Here is a 23,452-nt window from a genome sequence, read left to right as displayed (position 1 = left end):
CTCGGCTCCTACATTCAGCAGCTATGAGGACCGTAGACGCGCTCAAACCCGTGTTCCTCGAACCGCGCGACGACTACTGGGAGATCCACGACGCGGACAACGTCGACGTCGAGAACCAGCGCGAGTACACGCTGGTCCCGTTCGGGACGGCACAGCAACTCGAGAACGCGTTCTTCTGCGAGGACTGCTTCCCGCACCGGGCGGCGAAGGAGCAAGACGAGCGCGAACGGGCCCCGTCGGCCTGAACCACTCATTTTTCAGTCTCGAATCGCCGCCAGCAGCCGCTCCATCACCGTTTCGACCCACGCCGCGAACTCGGATTCCGGCTCGTCCACGAACTCGCGGTCGGGGCAGGCGACGTCGACGACCGGCGCGAGTCTGGGGTCCATGGCGGGGACCGTACACCACTGGAAAACGTGTTTTCGGCTGGTTTGTGGCGGTTTGACCGGCGCTGTCACTCCCGACACGAAGTACGTCGCCTCGCGTTAGAAGCGGGTGGGGGTGAAACGCAGTGGCATATGAGCCGAGTACTCATACAGACGACCGGTGAGCGAGGGCGTGACTACCGCGGTTCGGAGGGGTGCTGACGATGGCGGCCGACAGCCAGCAAACGGTCGACCCCGAATACGGGAGCGGCGACCCGACGATGCGGAAGAACGCGGGCGGCTCCGGCCTCGCGCCCAACGTCGCGGGGGCACTCGCGTACGTTTTCGGGCTCCTGAGCGGAATCGTGATGCTCGTCGTCGACGGCGACGACGACTTCGTACGGTTCCACGCCATGCAGAGCATCGGCCTCTCGGTCGTGATATTCGGCCTGTACCTCGCGCTCGGCATCCTCACCGTCGTCCTGTCGTTCGTCCCGGTGGTGGGGCGGATACTCGGCGTGTTGACGGGCCTGCTGTTCCCGCTGCTCGGGTTCGGCGGCTTCCTGCTGTGGGTGTTCATGCTGTACCAGGCCTACCAGGGCAACCGGTTCGAACTCCCGATAATCGGCCCGTTCGCGGCGTCCAACTGACCAGCGACCCGTTTTTCCGCGCGGTGTGACACACGAGGTACTTCGAGTCCGGCTATATCGTGGCTGCACGTCGAGTACTGGGCGATGTCTATGCAGCAACAGTCAGTCGGCGTGCGATTCACCCCGACTGCCAGTGGATTCCGGCCGGACAAGCGTGTCGAGAGACGAGTGCGATGAGTGTGCAGTGGAGCGGCGTCGTGTTCGGACTCCTGTTTTTGGTGGCCGGCGTCGGCGTGGCCGGCTTCACGGTCTACGGCGAGTACCAGGACCAGCAGATCGCGGACAACGCAGCGAGCGTCACCGGGTCGGTCGTCGGGACCGACATGGAGTCCGCGACCGAGGTCGACGACGGCGAGACAGAGGTCGAGTACTACCCCCGCGTCGACTACGAGTACACGGTCGACGGAACTGCGTACAAGGGCTGGCGAATCTACGCGACCACCGACCTCGACAAGGAAGCAGGGGAGCTGCCGGGCCGTGACTTCGACTCGCGGTCCGCCGCCCGGAACGTGCTCGGCCAGTTTCAGGGGCAGGACACCGTGACGGTCTACTACGACCCGGCCGACCCCAGCGTGGCGTTCCTGATTCCCCCGCGATTCGACCTGTTGACCGCCCTGGGCGGCGGGGCGTTCGGTGCGATATTCTCGTTCGCCGGCATCGCGACCGCGATCAAGGCCTTCCGCGGGAACCTCGACTCGGACTGACCGCCGTCCCGTCTGCTCCGAGCGGAACACGTTTGCCACGGGGCCGCCGAGTTGGGAGCGAATGCCCGACGTTCGACGCATCTCGGTCTCGACCGATTCCAGTGGCAGTCCCGAGGGCGGGAACAGTGCCTACCTGCTGCCGGAGCGCGGCGTCCTCGTCGACCCGGGCCCACCCGGCGACGAGACGTGGGACCGGCTGCGAGACGGTATCGAAGATGCAGGGCTTGGCCTCACTGCTATCGAGCACGTCCTGGTCACGCACTGGCACGCCGACCACACCGGGGCCGCCCCGCGACTCGCCAGCGAGGCCGACGCGACCCTCTGGATGCACGAGGTCGATGCACCCTTGCTCTCCGACTATCGCGAGGCTCGAGCGCGCCGACTCGAGCGCGATGCCGAGACCCTCGCAACTTGGGGTGTCCCACAGGACCGTATCGACCCGCTCGTCGAGTTCGATTCGCGGTCACCCATCCCGGACTCCGTCCCGGTCCGTGAACTTGCCGACGGCGAGTCCGTCGAAGGTGTCGAGGTGCTGCATACGCCGGGCCACACCGCTGGTCACGCGGCCTTCGTGCTCGGAGACGAGGCGTTCGTCGGTGACGCAATCCTCCGAACCGTCACACCGAACGTCGGTGGTGGTGACACCAGACAGGAGAACCCGCTGTCGCGGTATCTGGAAACCCTCTCGCGACTCGAAGAGCGCGTTGCGGTCGCGCATCCCGGCCACGGCGGCGAGTTCGCGCTCTCCGACAGAACTGCGGAACTCAGGAGCCACCACTTCGAGCGTGCCGAGCGTGTCTTCGCGGTACTCGGGGGCGACGACACGGGCGAGTCGGTGACTCCCTGGGAGGTAGCGACGGCGCTCTTCGGCGAGATGGCCGGCTACCATGTCAAGTTCGGCGCGGGCGAAGCGTTCGCGCACCTGGCACATCTCGAGGAACTCGGGCTCGTCGAACGTGTCGCTTCGGACCCTGCCACCTTCGCGCTCTCAGACGAAGTAGCGACGGGAACCGCCCCAGTCCGTCAGGCCTGGAGCATTGAACCGACGGACAGGGGCTGATTCGGGCGGCGTTCACTGGAACGCCGTGCCACCCCGGTCGTCGCCACCGGTCGGGAGCGTTGTCCCGGTGACTGCACGAGTCCTGCAGATCTCCCGTCCTCTCCGTGCTCGACAGTCAGGCACGCGGTTTTGCCCACGGACGAACTAGGTCTCCTACGATGTCGTCCCCGACGTTCGGCTATCTCACGCCGGAGAACCTGGCCCTGTTCACGGACCGCTACGAGCTGACGATGCTGCAGGGCTATCACGCCCAGGGACACAACCCACAGGCCACCTTCAGCCTGTTCTTCCGTGACCTCCCGGACCAGCGAGGCTACGCCATCGCGGCCGGTCTTGAACAGGTGCTCCACTACGTCGAGACGCTCGAATTCGGTGAGCGAGCACTGTCGTACCTCGAAGCCGAGGGCTTCTCGGAACCGTTCCTCGACGAACTCGCGGACTTCTCGTTCTCCGGTGAGATCTGGGCGGTTCCGGAGGGCACACCGGTGTTCCCGGACGAACCGATTCTGGAGGTGACGGCCCCGATATTCGAGGCACAGTTGCTGGAGACGGCGGTCATCAACCAGGTGAATTTCCAGACGCTCGTCGCCACGAAGGCGCGGCGGATGCGCGATGCGGTCGAGCGCCTCGGAGACGGGCAATCGTTGGTCGACTTCGGCTCGCGGCGTGCCCACGGGACCGACGCCGGGCTGAAGGCGGCGCGAGCAGCTTACATCGGTGGGTTCACCGGGACCTCGAACGACGCGGCTGCAGAAGCGTTCGACATCCCGGCGTTCGGCACGATGGCGCACTCGTGGATCCAGAGCTTCCCGACCGAGCGCGAGGCGTTCGCGGCCTTCGTCGAGGAGTACGGCGAGGATAGCACGCTCCTCGTCGACACCTACGACACGATTGCGGGGGCCGAACTGGCCGTCTCGGTCGCCGATGAGCTGGGTGTTCCGCTGGGTGGTGTGCGCCTGGATTCCGGTGACCTCGCGGCGCTCTCGAAGGAGGTCGCCGACATCGTTGGCGACGCGGATATCTTCGTCTCATCGGGGCTGGACGAGTTCGAGATAGCCGAGTTCCTCGCACGGGGCGGCGTGGCCGACGGTTTCGGCCCTGGCACGAGACTGGTAACCAGCGCGGACCAGTCCTCGCTGGATGCGGTCTACAAACTCGTGGCCGTCGAGCACGATGGCGAGATGCAGCCGAGCATGAAGCTGTCCTCGGGGAAGGTGACCTACCCCGGTCCCAAGAGCGTTCGGCGGCTCGTAACCGATGGGAAGCCGGTCGAGGACGTGCTTGGAATCCGTGGCGAGGAAGGGCCGGGAACGGAACTGCTGCAGCCCGTCGTCGAGAACGGCACCCTCGTCGGCGAGAGGCCCTCGCTCGACGTCTGCAGGGACCGCGCAATCGACCAGCTGCGACGGTTCGACGAGCGATACCGGTCGCTGGAGCGTCCCGAGCGGTATCAGGTCACGATAAGCGACGGTCTCTCGTCGCTGACCGACGAACTCCAGCAAGCATTAGAAGCCCAGCTGGAACGACGCTGAATCGGTTTTCCACGCTGACTCCCGACGTGGCTGCGATGCCGTCGGTCAGCCCAGCGAGAGCACGCCCGCGATGAGACTCGGCTCCATAAGGAACAGGCCGAAGCCGAGCGCGCCGCCGCCTGCGAGCGCGAGCAGGGCGTACCAGGGCTCGTACCGGATGGTCTTGAACGCCTTGCTGCTGTAGCGTTTGTAGCCGAGGCTCCCCATCACGAACGCGACGACGATGGTCGTCACCACCTCGGTCTGTCCCTGTGCGTACAGCCAGGTGCCGACCAGCCCGACGACCACGCCCAGTTCGAGCGCGTGTATCTCGTTGTGGGTGACACTCCGAACGCCCTTCGAGAGCGGGATGAACGACGGGAGCGTGAACGCGACGTTGTGCTTCGAGGTGCCGGAACTGGTCGTCGTGACGGCCGCCTGGCCACCGCCACCGCCGCCACCGCCGCCACCGCCACTGGTACTGACGTTCGTCCCACCGGCCGCGTTCTTCAGGCTGCCGCCAGCGCGGCGCTTGACGAGCCAGCGGACGCTGGCGACGCTCAACAGGCCACCGCCACCGTACATCGCCGCCGTCGTCGGGTTGAGTGTACCCAGGACCTCGTTCACCATCTCGGCCAGCTCCGGCGGGAGCGACTGGAGTGGGACACAGAGCGCGGAGAGGAGCGTCGCGAGCAGCATTGGGTACAGAGTTCCTTGCAGGGTGGAAATAACGGGACGCTACGTGCTTCGTGTCGCGACGAAACCGGAAACGGAAGGCCTCAGTTGCGGTTCCCGGCCGACACGTCGGTCTCGTCGGGTTCGACGAGGTCGTCGTACCGGAGTCGACTCGCGGACTCGCCGCGGCCGGTCGAGACGCGACGGCTCGACCAGAGGTGGGTGCTGCCGTCGGTCCAGCGCGCGAGCTGGTAGTGTCGTTCGACCTCTCGACCGGCCCGCGTGACCTCCTCCTCGTAGAGCCGGAGCGGTTCCTCGGTGTCGAGGATTCGGCCGCGGGGCGTGGGTAGTCGCTGGAGTGGGTCGCCCATGGAGTCGGCGTCCAGGAGCAGCGAGAGCGCGAGGCGGTAGGTGTCCGATACCGTCTCCGGGTCGGGTTCCGAGTCGCTATCGTCGTCCTGGAAGTCGTCTTTCGGCCGCACCGGCTTCATCGCGAAGAAGTGATCCGGCACCGAACTGGCCAGTTCGTACTCGGGCAGGTCGACGGGCGAGTGGGTGACGACCGACCGCGTCACGAAGCGCTCGTCGGCGCTGCCATCGCCGGCACGCCTGAGGACCACGGTGCCGACCTGCTGGTCCCAGACCGGGGCGGACAGGCTCTGGTGCTCGGAGAGCCCGCCGAGGTAGACCTGGTCGTCTTCAGGCAGGCCCTCGGGCTCCGCGCCGGTGTGGATAGTGACGGTCTCGTCGGGGTCGAGCGTCACGGACTCGTCGGCTGCCGGCACAAACTGGTACAGTTCGTCGGTTGCCGCCCCGACGTCCGTCGTACCGACCGTGACTTCGACAGTCCAGTCGGTCACGTCGAGAGGCGCGTCGCCTACGTTCCGGATGACGAGATGCTCGTCGGCCACGTCGGGACCGGCGACGACCCGGTCGATGGCGAGGTCGGGCTCGCGGAACTCCTCGCGGTCGAGGGGCGAGCCGACCGGGCTCTCGACGCGCTCTTCGACCGCGAAGGCCAGGTTCGCCATCTCGTCCCGGGTGAAGGTCACCCGCTCGACCGCGTCGCTGGTGCGGCTCTCCGAGAGCGTCGGCGGGAGGAACAGCCCCGGCTCCCCGTCGTCGGTGACCGACTCGGGCAGGTCGGTGAACGAGAACGCGTTCCAGCGGTCGGTCGATTTCGTCGCGGATTCGAGCGTCGTCGTCTGGCCGAACGTGTCCGTGACGGTGAGGTCGGTGATGCGGTTCAGCGTCCCGATGGGCGTCGGCAGCGAGAACAGGAACCAGTCGTCGCTGTGGACGAGACTGAAGTCGAGCAGGAGGAGCTTCGACAGCTCCTCGGGACCGGCCGGAATCTCGTCGAGGTTCACGGCACCGTCTTCGAACTCCCACCAGCGTGAGGCGGGCATCCCGCGGTAGCGCAGCCGGTTCAACGTCACGTCCCTGGTCTCGGACTCGGTGAGCGTCCGGTCGGTGTCGGCTGCGGCCGGGGGCGAGAGCGTGTCGAGGGGGCCGCTGGCGACCGAGAACGAGTGCCAGTCGAGGTGGCCGCCGGGGTACTCCTCGGCCTTGAGGACGGTCTCGCTGTCCGCCGGGCCGGTCGCGACCGAGAACTGGTGTTCCTGTCGGTCGTCCTGCCACGACGGGTTCGCCCCGGACTCGGGCTCGTCGTAGAGGTCTGCGTACCAGTCGACGTACCCCGTCGCAGCTCGCTTGAAGCCGTCCGAGAGGGACTCTCCAGACGGAAGCGGCAGGTCGGTTCCCGAAGACGGCCACGAGGGAGCTTCCCAGCCGGGGGCGTCCTGGATGCCCGGAACGGCCGCAACGAGCGCCCGGTAGACGAGGTGGCCGTCGACCGCCCGCCCGTCCGTGAGGGAGACGAAGCGACGGTCGGCCGGGTCAAGCGATTCGTCTGGCTCCGCGAGCAGGAACCGGTCCGGATCGTTCGCGTTCGGGTCGATGAGGTCGCCCGCCGCGTAGCTCTCGCCGTCGGCAGCTGGCGTCACGCCCTCCTCGGCGAGGAACCGGAGGTAGGTCTGACCCGCGTCGGCCCGGAGGCGCGCGGGGGGCGCGTCGTCGTCGACGAGGCCGGTCGTGACGGGTTCGCGTTCCACGAGCACCTCCAGCGGTTCGCCGCGGTAGGGTGCAGCATCGCCGGTGACCGTCTTGTCCGGCCCCGACTCGTCCCCTGTGCCATCGTCGCTTCCGTCTTGCATCGCCTCGTAATCGGCGAGCACCACCTGGGCGATGCGAAGGACTTCCAGCAGGTGTCTGGTCGTGTTCTGCGAGCCCGCCTGCACGAGGACGGCGAACGTCGTCACGGCGGGTTGCCAGTTCGTCTGGTCCTGGGCGTAGGCCACGAGTTCGGAGACCAGCTGGCTGATGCTGTCGCCACCGACGGTCCGTTCACCGCTCGGCTGGCCGGCGAGGTAGTTCGTCGCCCGGTCGAGGAACGTGGTGTCGGCCGGTTCACCGTCCTCCGGCAGCGGCGTCGTCAGGTACGCAAGGGCCTGCTGACGGGCGGACGGGGTCTGGCTATCTCCAGCCTGCAGGTACGATTCGAACGCCGCCTGGGCGGCCTGGGGCTTGCTACTGCTGTCGCCCTGTGCAGTCCGGTGGGCCTCGAGTGCCGCGGTCACGGCGTCGAGCCGGGAGCGCTCTTCGGCGACCGGCACGGAGCCGCCACCGAGTGCGGGCGGTGGCGTGATGGGCAGGTCGAGACCGTCCTCACCCGGGAACACCTCGGAGGCGTCGATGCCGCCGAGTTCGTACCGGCTCAGGTAGTCGCGGGCGTACGACACCGCCGCCGTGACCGGCGAGCCGGCGTCCTCACCCTGGAACTCGCCGACCTGCCACTGCCGACAGAGGAGCCACGCCGGGTCGTGGACCTCGGCCCGCATGGGGCGATTCAGCCGGGTGTCCCGGGCCCGCGGTTCGAGCCGGGTCCAGAACGTCGCGGAGTCGGTCCACGCCTCGACGTCGAGGGGGCTTGCGGTCCCGGTGGTGTTCACCTGCTGTGGGTCGAGGTCGAGTTCGTCCCCGCTCATTCGCCATCACCTCCGTTGGCCGCCCCGCCGAACTGGCTGGCGAGGTCGGAATCGAGGTCGAAGTCGACCGTCGGCGTGTCGGGCACGTCACGGGTGTTGTGCGGGAACGCCAGCGCGGGCAGCAGGTGGCCGAGAACTCGCTGTCTCGGGTCGCTCCGTGGTTTCCCGATGACGTTCAGGTCGACCCCGCGCATCTTCGCGAGGTCGATGCTCTCCAGGATGGTCCGCAACAGGGCGTCCGTCGACCACGGCGCGTCGCCGCCTTCGGGCGGGACCGCGAGCAGGATGGACTGTGGCGGTTCGGTACTCGGGTCGTCGTAGTTGACGGCGACGCCGGTCTTCTCCTCGGTCGAGGGGACGGACTCGCGCCAGTCGTCGACGAGGAAGCCCGCGAGTTGCGCGCCGGGCTGCCCGTCGGGGTCGCCCGGACTCGGCGCGACCGGGTGCTCGTCGTGGAACACCGTCGGGAAGGTCGTGACCATCGACACCTGCCCGCGCTCCGGGGTCTCGTCGAGTCCGTCGATGCCGACCCAGTCGTCGGTCTCGCGGTAGGGCAACTGGCCGACCGTGAGCCCGTCCCGGAGCAGTCGACCGGAGACCATCTCGGCGTACGACAGGGTCTGCTGGAGCGCTGCCGGGCGCTCCCGGACCCGGGCCGCCCTCTGGAGCCACGTCTCGGTCTCCATGGGGGCGGCATCGGCGAGCAACTCGTCGACGTGCGCCGTTGCGAACGTCTTCGAGAGTTCTGCCTGGTTCGGCGGTGACAACGGTGGGAGCACGACGAACGACTCGCCGAACAGTGCCGACAACCGGTCCAGTTCTCGATCGGCCGCTTCCGTCACGGCTGCGCTGTCTGGTCGTGTGCTGGTCTCCCCGGCGAGCACCGCGGCTGCCGTCGCGTAGTCTCCGGCACCCTGGACCAGTCGCTGGACCGCCGCGGTCTGTGCGCTGGCGTCGTCGAGGCGCTGGTGCAGGCGCTCTCTGACTCCCTGGGCCTGTGCGACCAGCGTCCGCTCGTCGTCGGGTCTGCCGCCCGTGGCCGACTGCGGGGTGCTCGCGTACACACCGAAGTACGACGCCCGGAGCAGCGGGATGCGGAGCGTCTCCAGCAGGCAGCGACGGAAGGTCTCGTCCAGCCGGGTCGACCGGGCGACGGCCGCCAGCGGTTGCACCGCGGTCTGCACCTCCGAGGTGAGGCTGCTGGTCGTTCGCGTCCACCACGCCTCGAAGTCGATCCGTGCCGCAGCGGCCCGGAACACCGGCTCTGAATCCGGCTCTCTCATGCGCTCCTCGGCGATGGAGCTGACCTGTCTGAGGCCGCGGAGGACCGCGACGAACTCCGTCGAGGGCGTGGCCTCGTCGGACTCCTTACCGTCGACGCCCAGGTCCGGGTTAGCGTCCTCGAAGCGCTCGTCGAAGCGCTCGAAGCGCTGCCACGGCTCCTCGCCGTCGGTCTTCTCGTGGAAGCGTTCGATGGTCCCGAGCATCGATTCGAACGCCTTCTTGGTCGGTTCGACGTGGTCGATGTCGTCGAGTTCGTCGAGCGGTTCTTCCAGCAGTTCGAACAGGTGGGTGAACTCGGCTTCGCTCCGAGCGGCCGGGAACTCTTCCAGCACGTCGAGCACCTGTTCGACGCCATGGGTCGCGGTCTCGTGGGCTCGCGGTTCCATCTCCTCCTCGACGCGCTGTCGGTCGAGCACGTCGGCGAACGCTTTGGTGCGGTCCACTGCCCGGTCGAAGCCGGGGAGCGTCCGCAGTTTGCGGTAGTAGCCCGCCAGCGCGACGAAGTCGCCGTCGAGCGCACCCCAGTCAGCGTCGGTCAGTGACTCGGGGTAGGCGACGAACGTCCGGAGGCGGTCGAGGAACGCGACCGGGTCGTCGAGTGCGGCGTCGAATTCGGTGGCGACCCAGTCGACGTTCGTGAACAGCAATTCGAGGTGCGCGAACGCGCGCCGCGCTGGGTCGGACCCGCTAGCTTCGACAGCGGCGACGAACTCCGGCGCGAACTGCAGCAACTCGGCATCCATTCCCTGTCCGGCCGGGTTCCGGAGCAACTGGGCGAGCGCCGTCCGGACAGCCGCGAGTCGGTGCGGATCGGCAGTCGGCCAGAACCTGGCGTCGTCGACACGGTCCTCGCCGCCGGTCTGGTCGATGGCGTCGACGACGCCGACCGCGGTGAGCGGTGTCAGCGCCTTCGCGACCGTCTCAGCGAGGGTGCCGAGGTCGAGGGTCTCCAGCTGTTCGAGCGCGCCCAGCACCGCCAGGTCATCGTCGGACACGTCGAGCGCTGGCCTGGGTGCTGTCCCGGTGTTTCCGGTTCGAGCGTCGACGCTAGCCTTCCACTGGCTGAGGAGGGAGATCTCGTCGCCAATCGCGTCCCAGTCGGTCGACTCCTCGGCGAGGCGCGCCTGCATCACGGCCGCGGGCGACTCCGGGGAAAGCGGGTCGAGCGCGGGCTGTTGCCGCCCGAGCCAGAGGAGCCTCGGCAGGACGGGCAACTCGTCGAGGAGGTCCCGGAGGTCGATGTCGGCGGCAGGGTCGCGGACGTGCCCGTCGGCGTCGTACACCGTGTTCCCGTCTCCATCGGTCGCGGTGACCGTGAACGAGGTTCCCGGGTGCACGTCGGTCAGGTTGACGGAGAGGCCGAAGGTTCCGTCCGCCTGCGTGGTCGTCTGGACCGAGGTGTCGAACGCGGTCGGCTCGTCGCCGGCCTGCGTGCTGGAGACCGTTACGGACACCTGGGTCGCACCGGAGAGCGACGTGGTGCAGGTCAGGTCCTGGCTGGCTCCGCCCTCGTCCGCGGGGTCCAGTACGTGGACACTTCGGGGGTCCACGACGCGGCCGACCTCGCTGTAGACCACGCGGTCGCCCGACTGGGCGATGACTAGGAACTGCGCGCCCCGGGTGAGGTCGTGGCAGTCGAGGTCGACCGAGAAGACGCCCTCGGCCGTGGTCTGGACGGTACGGGTTTCGACGAACTGCGCGGCCTGGCCGGTCGTCACGTCGTCCGCTCCCGTGTTCCCGAGTACCGTCACGTCGAGGCTGGTCGCCTCGCCGAGGCCGGAGTCGCAGGTGAGGGTCTGCCCGGCCAGCGGTTCGAGGGTCAGTGACTCGTCGAACTCTGTCGGATTGGTCGGGCCCGCGGGGAGTGCTCGGAGGACGCGTTCGAGTTCGGCCTCGAGGACGGAGTCGTCGCCAGCCCCGGTCGCCGAGGCGACCTGGGAGCAGGCTTCCTCGATACCCGAGATGGGCACCTGTGACCGGAACTCGGAGATCGCGTCCTGAAGCTGGTCGACCTGTTCGGTGACGGTCGGGGGTTCCCTGGTGGCTTCCTGTTTCTCCTTCGCGTCGGACGCGTCGAGGGCCGTGTCGAGCAGGCCGAGTCGGTCGTCGACCAGTGCCGTCACGTCCGCGAGCGCGGCTTCGGCCGCCGTCGCGCGGTCGCTGAGGGTCGCGAACGTGGCTGAATCGTAGCCCGGGCCGGTCTGCTCGGCCGGGTGCGCGAAGTCGTCGGCGGTGGCCGGCCGCCCATCGGCGAGCGTCTCTCGAATCGACCGGACGAGTTCGAGGAGGTCGGCTGCACTTACGCGAGCGCCGCCGTCTTCGCGGAAGCGAAGTTCGACCGTCGTGTCCGCGGGAATCGGTGGATGCCCGCCCTCGGCGGTCGTCGGCTTCTCGTCGCGGTTCCGGCGAAGGTAGAACGCGATGCGCTGTTCGAGCTGGGTCTGGGCCGTCTCGTCGTCCTCCTTCGAGAAGGCGACGACGTCGAGCGGCGACAGCAGGAGTTCGTCGAAGGTGAGGCTGGTGTCGGCGACGAACTCGCGCTCGGTCGGTTCGGCGGGCCAGGCACGATACAGGACGAGGCAGTCCCCGGGGGACCCCTCGGTGAACTCGACCGAGAAGCCGTCGTCGGAGACGCTCGTGAGGTCGACCGTCAGCGTGCTCGCTCCCGCCGTGGGGACCGAGACAACCGAACCGACCTCGGTCGGGGCGGCGACCGTCCCGTCCGTGACTGAATCGGCGACGCTGAGCTGGCGGCCGAGACCAATCGTTAACCCGTGGCCGATGCCGGCCGTGGAATCGGCCAGAGAGACGGACGCTCCTGCGGTCATGTCCGTCTCGGTCACGCCCGGAACGGCGACGAATTCGACGGCCCCGGGGCGGAACCCACCGACGAGCGCGTTCTCGCCGTCGGCGAGTACGCCTACTTCGGGGGCCGGCTCGTCTGGTGGGGAGGCCATCGCGACGTAGGTGACCGGGCGTGCAGTCGAGCCAGTGGTCTTCGCCGTGAGCGTCAGGTCGGTCCCGAGGCCGGTGCACTCGAGCGACCAGTCACCGGGAAGGTGGACGACTCGGTCGTCGCGGGCCGTTCCGGTCGGCGCGGCGTTTCCATCCGGGTCCTGCGAGAGCGAGAGGGCGTGCTGCGTGAGACCGTTCGAGCCTGCGGTCGCGTGCCCGTACGAGAGCCCGACCCCGCCCGTCGTGGCCTGGGTGGTCGCGCCCTGTGCGCCCAGGGGGGCGGCGTCGACCGCGTCGGTAGCCGTCAGGACGACCGTGTCGGCATCGAAGCCGAGCGATTCGGTGTGCGAGCCACTCGTCGTCTCGAAGTGGCCGACCTCGACGAGCCCGGGGTCCGTGACCGCGAGCGCGAGGTACTGGACGGTCACAGCCCGGTCGGTTCCGGTGACGGTGACGTCGAACTCGAAGCCCTCGGCCGTTGTCTCGGCGACGGTGCCGCTGATGGAGGCGCTGTCGTCCCCGGCGAACGCGAGGTGGAGCGCGTCGTCGGTGTCTGCGGTGCCGATGGTCTGGCCGGCCTCGGTGTCGTAGACCGCGGAAACCGACTGCTGGGTGAGGGTCCCGTCACTGGCTCGCTTCGCGGAACCGTGGCCCCAGCCGTGGTTGGTCGGAGCCTCTGCCTTCCCAGTGTTCGTGTCTTTCGACGATTCGGCCGCGACCGAGGCGGTGAACACCACCACGTCCGGTTCGAACCCAACGTCTGTCACCGAGACGCGGCCCGACGACTTCGGGGTGCGGAAGGTGTTCGCGGCGAACTCGCGTTCGTCGGTCCATCGGTAGGACGCTTCACAGCCCACGTCGGCCGGGTCGGGTAGCAACTCGCCGACCCACGAATCGAGGTTCGGTTCGGCTCCCTTGCGGGTCTGGAGGGGCAAGGCGTCGTCCTGGCCGACGGCGGGAACGTCCGGGCCCTCGATGACCGAATCGTCAGTTAGGTCGACGTCATGGCCCGGTTGCGCGAGACGCGATTCGTCCTCGACGATCTCGGGCATTTCGGGTTCGTGCGTGAACTCGTCATCGCTCGAATCGACAGGTGGCACGGCCGGGTGGGTGAATGCAGTGTCGTCCTGCCACGCACTCGGCGTGGTCGCCCCGTCGGCGTCGCCGAAGGTGACGAGCAGGCGATGGGTGAGCCCGACCGACGTTCGCGGCGTGTCGATGACCTGTGGCTCGGGAACCGCCTTCCCGGCCGCCAGCGCCTCCAGCGAGCCCGCCGCCCGGGAGTAGTTCCCCTGCGTGAACTGGTGGACACTCTCGGCCGTGAGCACGTCGCGGACCGCGTCGACCGCCTCGAACAGGTGCCAGAGGGCACCCGCGACCCCCGGGTTCTCCGACAGCGGGGGCAGGCCGTGTTCGGCTTGCCTGTCGCGGTAGCTCGGCGTCTCCGGGCGCTCGTCGGTGTCGGGTCGCCGCGGTGGCGTCGGGTCGATGGTGTGGGTCCCGTCGTCGAAGGTCACCGAACGGTAGAGCTTGTACCCGTCGACCACGTCGCTCCGGGCAGCTTCCGTCGATGGCTCGGGGCCGCCGAGCGTCCCGGTGAACGTGGGATAGGCCTGTCTGAAGTCGTGGATATACCGCTGCTGGTCCGCCTCGTGCAGGCCGCGCTCGAACCGGTAGCCGAGCAGTGCGCCGAGTGGCTGTCCCTCGCGGACCCCCTCGAGCACCTGTTTCGCGATTCGGACCCGGTCGGCCGAGAGGTCGACCGCCGAGAGGTGCCCGTCGTCCTGGTTCTCGAAGGCCTTGTGGCCGCCGCGGAGGACGGCCGCGGTCGTCGCCTGACCCAGTGAGGGCGCGTGGACGAACTCGCCCTCGGCGTCGCTCTCGTCCGGGTGGAGGTTCTCGACGAAGCCCCACGCCCCGACGTGGATGCCGGCCGAACTCTCGGGCAGGGGGACCGATGGTGAGACCTGCTCGGTCGAGGGATCGTTGACGAGGTTGTTCCCTGCGTCGAGGATGTACTCTTCCGTTCCTTCGGCGATCTTTCGGGCCCCCGTCTCGACCTCGCTCGGCAATTCTACCGTTTCCGTGAGGTCGGTGTCTGTGATGTCCTGTGACTGCCCGTCGGCCGCATCGTCTTCGTCGTCTTCGTCGGATTTGAACGACTCCGGTGGCCAGTCCGGAAGCCCGGCCGGGGGGACGTAGGCGTCCGCATCCTTCCAGACGTTCTCGCCCGCGTCGTTCCGGTAGGTCGTGGGTTCCGGCAGGTACCAGTTGTCCTGCTTGTTGCGATGCTCGGCGAGTCGGCGCGTCGCGAGCGAGGTCCACCAGGCGTCGAACCGGTGGCTGGCGAGGTCGAGCGTCCCCCTGAGGAGTCGGTCGAGGTCGTCGGGGTCGACTGCCTGCAGGTAGCGTAGGCTGTGGCCCACCTGTTCGAGCCGCGGGTCGTCGGCCGCGTCGACGTTCCCGAGGTCGAACGGGGTCTCCGGCTCGAACGAGGATTCGTCGACGTGGAACGTGTTCGGGTACTGCAGCCGGTCGAGGAACCGGTTGAGCGGCATCGAATAGTCGTCCGAGTCCGGCGGCTGGATGTTGATATACACGTCACCACCGGTCTCTGAGCCAGCTTCGATGCTGACCTCACCTTCGAGGAAGGACTGGCGCAGGGCCGCCGAGTGCCGGGCGCGCTGTAGGCTGAACCGCAGGAGATGCCGGCCCACAGAGCGCATCATCGCGGGGTTGTCGTCGTACCGGTCGTCCTTGCCGAGTTCGTGCAGCACCTCGAGCTTCTCGAAGCGGGCCCGACGCTGGCGCATCGGGTAGAACATGTCCTCGCCGACGCGCTGGTAGGTGAACTGCAGGCCTTTGCTCCGGAGCAGTCGGGGAGTCATCCCGAGGGTGTAGATGGCCGTTCCCGGCTCGTAGTTCGCGAGGGGTCTCGGTCCTTCGAGCAGCGAGTAGGTCTCATCGCCGATGTTCTCCAGTCTGGCGTGTCGGGTGAAGAGGTCGAGTTCCTCGCCGTCCTCGGTGGTATGGGGGCGTTTGAACTTCGCGAGCACCTGCTTCAGCCGATTCTCTCGTCGCGCTCTGTCTGCGTCTTCGGGGTCGCCACCGCCGTCGAAGCCGCCCTGTCCGCTTCCGTCCTGGGGCGGGTCGACCGCGCCGGGTTGGCCGCCGTCGATGCCGCCGGGCTGGGTCGTCCCGCTCCCGGGGCCCATCCCGCCACCGGGCGGGCCGCCACCTTCCGCCATCTCTCTGGCCTTCTCCAGGCGCTCGCGGTCGGCCTGCTGCTCGATGTCCTCTTTCTGCCCCTCCGTCAGGAAGTCGTTCGCCTCGACTATGTCGTCGAGTTCGAGGTACACCTCCTTCTTGAACTCGTTCGAGACCCGGCCGTTGCCGTCGAACTCGAGCTGGGTCCCCATCTTCCGGACCGTGTCGTAGTCCTCGGCGAGCAGCGCCCGGATGTGGTCACCCACCCCGTCGTCGACCAGTGGGAGCACGTCGTCCTGCGGGTCGAGGTCCTGGAAGAGCAGGTTCGCGACGTGCACGTCGAGCGCGCTGGTCGGGAGGTCTTCGCTCTCGGCCAGGGACTCGACAGCCGTCTTGAGGGTCTTACGCTGTTTCTGGAGCGCCTCGGAGCGGCTAGTCCCGAGGACGACCTCCCGTTCCCAGTCCGCGTCAGACGATCCGTCGGTCGGCGGCCGCGTGTATGAGTCGCTGACCGGGTCCCACTGCCACTCCAGCAGCCGGAAGTTGGTCATCGTCCGCTTGACCACCTCGGCTACCTCAGAGTCGGGGCCGCCGATGAGCGCGTTGAGAACCGTGTCGTCGTACAGCTTCAGAACTTCGCCGGGAAGCGACGATGGAACCCCGTCGCTCTCGTGGGTCCGCCGGTCCCGCCCGGGAGTGTCCAGGCCGAGCACGTTCGCGAGTGACTCCTCACCGGTGAGGTAGCGCCGGTAGTGATGGGCGTGGCTCGTCGCGGTCATCGCGAGGATGTCGCTCAACTCGGCGGTCGTCCCGGCACGGCCGACGTGGGGCACGCCCGGCTCTTGTTGGGTGTGTTCTCTGGTCGCGCCCTCGGCCCAGGCCGACCGGAACAGGGTGAGCCAGCGCGCGAGGTGTCCGGGGTCGTCGGGCGTCCCGACGAGGTCGTCGTCCCGGGCGTCGATGCCGATGGGCTGGTCGTCGTCGCTCATCGGAACCACCCTCCTTTCTCGTCGGCCGCATCGTCGCGGTCGTCTTCGGTCTTCGCTCCGACCGAATCGACGGATTCCTCGTCGATGGCACGGCCCTTCGCGTCTGTCTTCACCGACGATGAAGCGAGTTCCTCGCTGCTGTAGTTCGCGTTCAGTTCGTCGGTCGAGAGGACGGTCGATGCGTCGTCGGGGCTGTAGTGTGTCGCTATCTCTTTGCTGGAGAACACGGTCGCGGTCTCCTCGGGGGTGTAGGTCTTCGCGAGGTCGGCGTCGGGGATGCTCCCCTTCGCGTCCTCGGGTCGGTACGTCTTCCGGAACTCGTCGGTCGAACCGGCCGCGAAGTCCCGGGCGGGGTCGTCGCCTTTCAGGGAGGACTTGTCCGTTTCCTCGGTCGACTCCTCGTCGTTCGACCCGCCGAGGCCGATGTCTTCGAGCGACCAGTCCCTGGTTCCCTTGCCACCCTTGCGACGCGGGATTTTGACGTTGCCACCCGGACTCGTCCGGTCTTTCGAGTCGGGTGCGAGTACGTCCGAGAGGTCGGCTCCGGCCCAGAGACGGTCGTCGCTGTCGGGGTCGCTGATGGCCGCGGGGAGGACGCCATAGGGCTGGCGACCGGCACGGAACGTCGGCAGTGGGCCGCCCGGGCGGACGTACTCGATGAAGTGTCGCCGGTACGCCTCGTACCAGCTCGCGGGGTCGTCCCCGTCGAGCCAGTCCGAGATGTCCGGCTGGCCGTCGGTGTCGAGCTGGTCGAACAGTGGGGGCGTCTCGCTCGTCCCGTCGTAGCGGTTCGGCCGGAGCATCGTCTGCAGGTAGTACCCGATGGTGCCGGACCACAGCGCCGAGTTGGCGTGCCAGGCGTCGAGCTGGTCGGTCGCGTCGGCGTCGGCCACGTGGGCGAAGACGTGGTCGTCGTCGCCGAGCGAGGACGGGTCGATGGCCAGCGCCCGGGCGAGCAGGTCCCCGTCCGTCACGTCGCCGTGTTCCACCAGTGGTGGGGCCGCCTCCACGTCGACCGTCTCCTCGGGGTCGGTCCGCGACCGGTAGCCCGCATTCTCGTCGGCGTTGTTGGTCGGGGTCCCCTGCGGGACCATCGCCAGCCCGTTCGTGTAGTGCTGGGCGTCGAAGAGGTCACGGAGCTCCCGGGCTGTCCGGTCGGCGTCCATACTGGCCTTGACGCCGGTGACGACCAGCTTCTCGAAGTAGCCCGAGTCGAGCGGTTTCGAACCGGCATCGAACACGTCCTCAGACGTGATTCGCAGCGCCATCCCGGCGCGTTCGGCGGCGTCGAAGTCGACGAGCCAGTCGATACCTTCCTCGGTGCGCGTGGACTCGGGCGTCTCGTCGACAGCCTGCATCGCGACCGCCATGGCACCTGGGTCCGGGCCGATTCGAAGCGGTTCGCGGATCGCCCCACCGCGGACGAGGAACGTCTCGCGGTTGTCGGATTCGCCTTCGGTCGCCCAGACGCCGTAGATCAGCCACTCGTCGGGGAGCAGTCGAGCCACGGGAGCGCGGGTCCAGGAGCCGGGGCGGCCGTCCGGCTCCGGGAACGAGAGCGCGCCGACCGACTGGGCCGTCGCCGTCTCGTCGAGCAGGTATGACCAGTCGGCGTCGTCCGACTCTCCGCCGACTTCGGGCTTGAGCGCGTGGACGACGAATGACGCCCGTTCGCGTCCGAAGCGCTCGACGAGCTGGCCCCACGCCCGGGTCCGAATCGCCTGCTTTCGCTCGGCAGGGTCGGTCGGGTATCCCTCGTCGGGAAGCTCGGCGAGCATGGTGACGAGTTCGTCGTGGCGCTCCGCGGGCAGGTCGGTCGCGAACTCGGTTGCGGTCGGGAATTCGACGGTCGCGTACCAGGCATAGGCCCAGAAGTTCTGGCCCCACTGGCGCTCGGTGTCGCTCAACTGGGGTTCGTGGCTGTCCTCGTGGATACGGTCGGGGTAGACCCGCACCAGCAGGTCGCCGTCGACGAACCGGGTCTCCAGGCGGACCGGGAGCAGGGCGATGGGTTCGTCGGACAGCGTCTCGACCGTGTCGTCGTGGGCGTCGAGGAACGACTGAATCGTGCCCGTCGACTGGCGCTTGTAGTCGCCGTCGTCGGTCTCTGTGTACTGGTCGTTGAGGCGGTCCTGAGCCTCGTCGCGCCAGGCCCGAGCCGCGGTCACGAGCGTCGAAATCACTGCCCGGAGGTGCCCGGCCATCGCCCGGTCGTCGGCGTTGGCGAGCGTCGCGAGCGTCTCTGCGGGAGGAACGTGGTCCGTCGTCCCCGTCACGAACTGCTCCAGATGGTCGATGAACCGGGTGACGGATTCCTCGCCCGACCCGGTCCGGTTGGCCGCCGATTCGTAGGCACGGGCGACCGCGAAGAAGTCACGGGCGGTCCCGTCGTGGTCGAGGAGTGGTTTCGTGAGGTAGGCGAGTTCTGACCGTCTGGTCTGGGCGGTCTGGGCTGGCCCGGGACCTGGCGAGAGGAAACGGCTGGCTGCCCGTTCGACCGGTGTCGGGTCGGCGTCGCCACCGTGTTTCCGGGCTTCTGCGAACTCGGTGACCGTCGAGAGCAGATGGCTCGCCCTGGTGAGTTCGTCCTCGGCGGTCCGGAAGTCGGCCCGCACCTCGGCGACGGACTGACTACTCATCGGCGACCTCCCGGGAGACGACTGCCGCATCGCCGCCGTCATCCATGTTCCCGTGGTCGGCCGGCTGTTCGAAACACTGCAGTCCCAGGGTCGTCTGTCGTTGTTGCATGAAAATCGGGTTCTGTGGGGTCGAATCGGTCGCCATCACTGGTCCACCTCCGGGGCGAGCAGGTCGTCGGCGTGGATGGCCACGCGGACGGGGCGTTGCCAGGTGATGCGTGCCATGTGGGCGCTGTTGCGGCCCCACTCGGCGAACGCGTTTGCCAGGCTGGGGTACTCCTCGGCGGGACTGGTGTCGTCGTCGTCGCCTGCCTGTTTCCACGCGTCCACCTTGCTCTGCGGGACCTTCCAGGTCTCCGCCTCGTTCCCACCCGCGCCAGGCGGGCTGTCCCAGAGGTCGATGTAGGTGACGAGGTCGTCGGCGTCTTTCTCGGACTCTTCTTTCTCCCAGGGGACGAGGTGGTTCCACGAGAGACCGTTCCAGGCCGGCGAGTCGCCGTGCTCCCTGAGGACATCGACGTCGACCGGCACCGTCTCGATCGGGCTATCGCCGTCCCTGACGCTGATACCAGCGGGGACGGACTTTCGATGGCCGGCGTCGCCGGCATCGAGGCCGAACCGTGTCTCGCCCATCGGCTCCTCGAAGACGAAGAACCAGCCGGGGTCGTCCTCGTCCGGATTGCCGACGGCATCGCTCGGCGCGAGATCGAAGCCCAGGAACCGGATGTCGGGGTCGAGTTTCCCCTGGAAGATGGGGAACTTGACGCCTGTCACCTCGCCGTTTTCGTAGGCTTCCTTGGTGACGTGGCCGACCTCTTCGAGCTTCGGTGACCGCCCTTCGCGGTCTGACTCCTCGTCGTCGTCCGGGTTCGACCGGACCATGTAGATGGTGGTGTCCGGGAAGCGGCGCAAGAGTTCGCCACGGAGCACCAGCACGACGCGGCCCTCCCGGTCGTCCTCGAAGGTCGCGACGTCGTCACCGGTGCCGTTCTTCCCGAGCCGATTCTGCCACTCGTGCATGGGGGCCACGTCCGGGCGGTCGTCGGCCGTCGAGAACGGGTTGCTCGTCTTGTCCCAGAACGTGTCGAAGTAGGTGCCCTTTCTATCGGTCGGGAAGCGCCGCCAGAGCAGCTCGCGGGAGAACTCGTGGTTGAGGCCCGCGACGAAGGCCTCGACGAACGCGGGGTCCGTCGATAGCGCGCCGATGGAGTCCCGCGGGATGTCTCCGACGCCCGGCATGAGGTACTCCTGTGAGATGGCTTCGAGCGCCTCGGCCATCGGGTCGGGGAAGCGAGGGGCCCACGCTACCGGCTCGATTGGGTCTTCGCGGTCAGAGAGTTCGTCGGCGAGGCCGCCAGCGGCCTTGATGCCCCCCAGAACGTTCGACGTGACCGTGATGTCGGGGTCGACGTGGTCGAGTATCTTCGACGGCTGGGAGCGGTCGTAGGAGTCGCCGAACTGGATTCCCGACCCGAGTCCCGACGGTGGTGTGAGGACCTCGGGGCCGAGGCGGAGCGCGGTTCGCAGGCGCTCCAGTCTGTCGAGCACGGACTGCATCTCCGCGGCAGCCGCGTCGACGCGGCGAACCAGATCGGGCACGTCGACGGAATCGGGGCCGCCGTCCGGGCCGTCCGGGCCCCCGGGCCGTCCGAGGTCGCCCCGCGAGGGGTCGAGTCCCTGCTGCTGGAGCGACCTGATGACCTCGTCGAGACTGTCGACAGCCGCCTCGTGGTCCGAGCGCAGGCCGTCGACGAAGCCACTCTTGTCCTCCGAGACCTGTGCCGGCGTCGCCTCGGGGTTCGTGCTCAACAGGTTGTCGAGCGTCCGGACCAGCGGCTGGAAGGTGTTGGTCTTGACCGCGTCGGCGTGGGCTCTGACCGTCTTCGGTGGCGGCGCGGTCCCGGTCCCGCGGGTGGCCGTGTCGAGGTTGGTCGAGAGTTGGCGCATCTGGAACAGCGCGGTCCCCGCGTGGTCGATGCTGCTCTGGACCTGCACGTCGACCTTCCGGACCGCGAACGCAGTCGGGTTCGCGGGAGTGACCGCCGAGAGGTCGATGCGCCGAATGTCCACGTCGGGGAGGGTCTGTGCCCACGTCCCGAGTCTGGCCACGCGGGCGAGTTCGGGCGTGACCACGTCGGTTCCGGTCGGGAACTGTGCGGGCGTCTGGCGCGACTCCCCAGGGAGGGAAATACCGTCGTTCGGGACGGTCTCGGGTGCGCCCGCGGTCTGTCTGGCGATGTCCGGGTCGAGCGAGCCCTGTCGGAACTGCCAATCGCTGGGTGCGCCTGTCGCCTGCCCGGTCGGGTCGGTCTCCATCGTGCCCGAGGTGAACTGCCACTGGGTCGTTCCAGAGTCGGTTCTGGTCGGGTCCATCTGGAGCGTCTCCTCCTCGAGCGCGGGTGTGTCGCCGAACGTCGGCATCGAGTCGCCGGTGAACATGGGCCCGAGCCCGCCGTTTCCGCCGCCAGTACCGACTCCCAGGCCACCGTCTACCCCGTCGATTCCTTCGATAGGCCCATCGATGATGGGGCCGAGGTCCACGGCATCTCGTCCGAAGTCGAAGCCACCGCCGAACCCGGTTCCGGGGAGCCTCCGCGCGCTTGCGAGGTCGTCGATCGTGGTGACCCGCGGCCGCAGTTCGGTCTTCAGGGTTGCCGGTGTGACCTGCTTCGTCTCGAAGTCGGTGGCGAGCGACGTCGGGGTCACGTCGCCAGTCTGGGCCGAGACGCTCGCGTTCCGAAGGAGTGGCCCGTTCGGCCGCGAGAGCCGACGGAACGTCGGCGTCAGGACCGTCTCCGGCAGGTCGGCCATCTGCCTGAACTCGGTGTCGAACGACCGGAGCGCCTCCGCCGCGTCGGTTCCGACCGTCGTCCCGATAGTCCGGTGAAGCGGCTGCGTGAACTGCAGGAGCCGGGCCGCGTTCTTCTCGCCGGCCAGGCCGACACTGGCGACCAGTCGGTCGTGGATATGCGAACTCGCGGCGCGGGCCAGTTGCCCGCCCGCGAGCGTCCGGTTCATCGCGTCGAGTTCGCCGACCTGGTCCCAGGCGCGGGCCATGTAGTCCTCTTGCCGGTCGCGGACCACCTCCGAACCCAGCCCCGCGGCGATGCGGTACCGGAGGGACTCGTTGAGGTCGCTGAACCAGAAGTCGTCGTCCGGATCGAGCTCTCTCCGGTCGGCGTGCCACTGGCCGTAGAGGGGCGCGCCGACGACCGGGAGGTCCTGTTGTTTCGCCAGCTCGTATGGCTGGTTCAACAGCTCGACGAGTTCTGCCTTGTTCTGGAACTCGTCGACCGTCAGACTCGGGGATTTCAGCGCGCCCGTCTGGTAGACAGGCTCGTGATGGCCGAGGCGGTCGGGGCCCGGGTCGCGCACGTCGACCTCGCGACGGCCCACGTCCGAGTCCGAGAGTCGCACCGGCTCGAGCCGGTTCGCGAGTTGCTCGAAGTCACCCTCGCCGCTGTGGAACTCCCAGTGGAGGTATATCGGGAGTTCGACCGGGTCCGCGCTCTCGTCGGTCCACGAGAAGTCGATGGACTTGCCAGCCCCTTCGTCACCCTTGCTGTCGTCGTAGGGTGCCCGACCGAGGCCGACCCGTCGCCCGGGCTCGAACGTCGGGACGACTGCTGCGATGTACTTCGTGTTCTCTTCCAGGTTGCGCGGACAGACGAGTCGTGAGACGGCGCGCTCGGGATGGTCCCGAACGACCTTGCTCGCCGCGGTGGTGTCACCGACCACCTGCGCGTGTGCCCACGCCCAGGACTGCGCGAGCGGTGGGAGTTCGCTCGTCGGGGCCTTCAGCACGGGCAATGGGTTCGTCCCCGCACCCGCAACCTCGACGCCCTTCGCGTCCTTCGGAACCACGACCAGCGTGAGCCAGGGGCGGTTCCGTGACTTGCCGCCTTCGCTCGTGTCGGCGCGCTCTGGGCTGAACAGCCACGGGAGGTCCGGCCTGCTGAACTCGATTATCGGGAACAGGTTCGGCGGGAAGCTGTTGCTGTCCGGCTCGGGCTCCAGTCGGCTCACCTGCTCGCGGTCGATGCCGATGACGTCACCGGGGCCGTACATCCGGACGTCCTGGCTCGGCCGGTCGAGGTCTCCGTTCGCGATTGCCTCGGGTTCCTGGTCCCAGGTCTCGTCGTCCTTCCCGCGGGCCGCCAGGGTCAACTCGACGCCGACGGTCATCGGGCCCGGAATCGGGTTCGAGGAGCGGTCGCGCTCGAACGGCGTCGATGGCCGGAACCCTTCGCGGACCATCGGGAGGAACCGGAAGCGAGCGCCGACGCTGGGGTCACTCGCCATGGGTTTCACCTCCGGAACCGCCGGTGTTGCCCCAGGCCGCCCCGGTATCCAGACTGCTGCTCGC

General features: G+C 68.2%; 12 protein-coding genes. 5 read left to right on the top strand and 7 right to left on the bottom strand.

Annotated features, from left to right (window positions below; translation table 11 throughout):
• Positions 1 to 23 precede the first annotated feature (23 nt).
• Positions 24 to 245, top strand: coding sequence for a hypothetical protein (locus N6C22_RS19660; RefSeq protein WP_261652908.1), 222 nt, complete (start codon positions 24 to 26; stop codon positions 243 to 245).
• A 12-nt stretch (positions 246 to 257) separates the two neighbouring features.
• On the opposite strand, the gene N6C22_RS19655 is transcribed toward N6C22_RS19660, so the two are convergent.
• A complete protein-coding gene (locus N6C22_RS19655; protein ID WP_261652907.1) occupies positions 258 to 389 on the bottom strand; it encodes a hypothetical protein in 132 nt (43 codons plus the stop codon).
• A 200-nt stretch (positions 390 to 589) separates the two neighbouring features.
• Here N6C22_RS19655 and N6C22_RS19650 point away from each other — a divergent pair, with 200 nt between their 5' ends.
• The 4 genes from N6C22_RS19650 (at position 590) to N6C22_RS19635 (ending at position 4,311) form a co-directional block, all read left to right on the top strand.
• A complete protein-coding gene (locus tag N6C22_RS19650) occupies positions 590 to 1,015 on the top strand; it encodes a DUF4870 domain-containing protein (RefSeq protein WP_261652906.1) in 426 nt (141 codons plus the stop codon).
• A 173-nt stretch (positions 1,016 to 1,188) separates the two neighbouring features.
• Positions 1,189 to 1,719 (top strand): DUF3592 domain-containing protein, encoded by a 531-nt coding sequence (locus tag N6C22_RS19645; protein WP_261652905.1) that lies wholly within the window; start codon positions 1,189 to 1,191, stop codon positions 1,717 to 1,719.
• A 61-nt stretch (positions 1,720 to 1,780) separates the two neighbouring features.
• On the top strand, positions 1,781 to 2,779 hold the full coding sequence (locus tag N6C22_RS19640) for an MBL fold metallo-hydrolase (RefSeq protein ID WP_261652904.1): 999 nt from the start codon (positions 1,781 to 1,783) through the stop codon (positions 2,777 to 2,779).
• Positions 2,780 to 2,937: 158 nt separating this feature from the next.
• Positions 2,938 to 4,311, top strand: a complete 1,374-nt coding sequence (locus tag N6C22_RS19635) for a nicotinate phosphoribosyltransferase (RefSeq protein WP_261652903.1) — start codon at positions 2,938 to 2,940, stop codon at positions 4,309 to 4,311.
• Between the two features lie 45 nt (positions 4,312 to 4,356).
• On the opposite strand, the gene N6C22_RS19630 is transcribed toward N6C22_RS19635, so the two are convergent.
• The 6 genes from N6C22_RS19630 to N6C22_RS19605 form a co-directional block, all read right to left on the bottom strand.
• Positions 4,357 to 4,989: a hypothetical protein gene (locus tag N6C22_RS19630; protein WP_261652902.1), complete on the bottom strand. Its 633-nt coding sequence runs from the start codon at positions 4,987 to 4,989 to the stop codon at positions 4,357 to 4,359.
• Positions 4,990 to 5,069: 80 nt separating this feature from the next.
• Positions 5,070 to 8,012: a lamin tail domain-containing protein gene (locus N6C22_RS19625; protein WP_261652901.1), complete on the bottom strand. Its 2,943-nt coding sequence runs from the start codon at positions 8,010 to 8,012 to the stop codon at positions 5,070 to 5,072.
• Positions 8,009 to 16,447: a hypothetical protein gene (locus tag N6C22_RS19620; protein ID WP_261652900.1), complete on the bottom strand. Its 8,439-nt coding sequence runs from the start codon at positions 16,445 to 16,447 to the stop codon at positions 8,009 to 8,011. Before N6C22_RS19620 ends, N6C22_RS19625 begins: the two co-directional genes overlap by 4 nt.
• Positions 16,444 to 19,086 (bottom strand): hypothetical protein, encoded by a 2,643-nt coding sequence (locus N6C22_RS19615; RefSeq protein ID WP_261652899.1) that lies wholly within the window; start codon positions 19,084 to 19,086, stop codon positions 16,444 to 16,446. The genes N6C22_RS19620 and N6C22_RS19615 overlap by 4 nt, the downstream gene beginning before the upstream one ends.
• Positions 19,079 to 19,231: a hypothetical protein gene (locus N6C22_RS19610; RefSeq protein ID WP_261652898.1), complete on the bottom strand. Its 153-nt coding sequence runs from the start codon at positions 19,229 to 19,231 to the stop codon at positions 19,079 to 19,081. Before N6C22_RS19610 ends, N6C22_RS19615 begins: the two co-directional genes overlap by 8 nt.
• The gene (locus tag N6C22_RS19605; RefSeq protein WP_261652897.1) at positions 19,231 to 23,388 is read right to left on the bottom strand and encodes a hypothetical protein; all 4,158 of its coding nucleotides are present in this window, start codon (positions 23,386 to 23,388) and stop codon (positions 19,231 to 19,233) included. The genes N6C22_RS19610 and N6C22_RS19605 overlap by 1 nt, the downstream gene beginning before the upstream one ends.
• Positions 23,389 to 23,452 lie beyond the last annotated feature (64 nt).

It is taken from the genome of Haloarchaeobius sp. HME9146 (assembly GCF_025399835.1).
Lineage (GTDB): Archaea > Halobacteriota > Halobacteria > Halobacteriales > Natrialbaceae > Haloarchaeobius.
This window is presented reverse-complemented; position numbering and strand designations above follow the sequence as displayed.

What these genes read in the sequence shown, in the direction of transcription:
- N6C22_RS19660 (WP_261652908.1), top strand. Translation starts at nt 24, where the DNA reads ATGAGGACCGTAGACGCGCTCAAACCCGTGTTCCTCGAACCGCGCGAC.
- N6C22_RS19620 (WP_261652900.1), bottom strand. Translation starts at nt 16,447, where the DNA reads ATGAGCGACGACGACCAGCCCATCGGCATCGACGCCCGGGACGACGAC.
- N6C22_RS19650 (WP_261652906.1), top strand. Translation starts at nt 590, where the DNA reads ATGGCGGCCGACAGCCAGCAAACGGTCGACCCCGAATACGGGAGCGGC.
- N6C22_RS19630 (WP_261652902.1), bottom strand. Translation starts at nt 4,989, where the DNA reads ATGCTGCTCGCGACGCTCCTCTCCGCGCTCTGTGTCCCACTCCAGTCG.
- N6C22_RS19655 (WP_261652907.1), bottom strand. Translation starts at nt 389, where the DNA reads ATGGACCCCAGACTCGCGCCGGTCGTCGACGTCGCCTGCCCCGACCGC.
- N6C22_RS19645 (WP_261652905.1), top strand. Translation starts at nt 1,189, where the DNA reads ATGAGTGTGCAGTGGAGCGGCGTCGTGTTCGGACTCCTGTTTTTGGTG.
- N6C22_RS19625 (WP_261652901.1), bottom strand. Translation starts at nt 8,012, where the DNA reads ATGAGCGGGGACGAACTCGACCTCGACCCACAGCAGGTGAACACCACC.
- N6C22_RS19605 (WP_261652897.1), bottom strand. Translation starts at nt 23,388, where the DNA reads ATGGCGAGTGACCCCAGCGTCGGCGCTCGCTTCCGGTTCCTCCCGATG.
- N6C22_RS19610 (WP_261652898.1), bottom strand. Translation starts at nt 19,231, where the DNA reads ATGGCGACCGATTCGACCCCACAGAACCCGATTTTCATGCAACAACGA.
- N6C22_RS19615 (WP_261652899.1), bottom strand. Translation starts at nt 19,086, where the DNA reads ATGAGTAGTCAGTCCGTCGCCGAGGTGCGGGCCGACTTCCGGACCGCC.
- N6C22_RS19640 (WP_261652904.1), top strand. Translation starts at nt 1,781, where the DNA reads ATGCCCGACGTTCGACGCATCTCGGTCTCGACCGATTCCAGTGGCAGT.
- N6C22_RS19635 (WP_261652903.1), top strand. Translation starts at nt 2,938, where the DNA reads ATGTCGTCCCCGACGTTCGGCTATCTCACGCCGGAGAACCTGGCCCTG.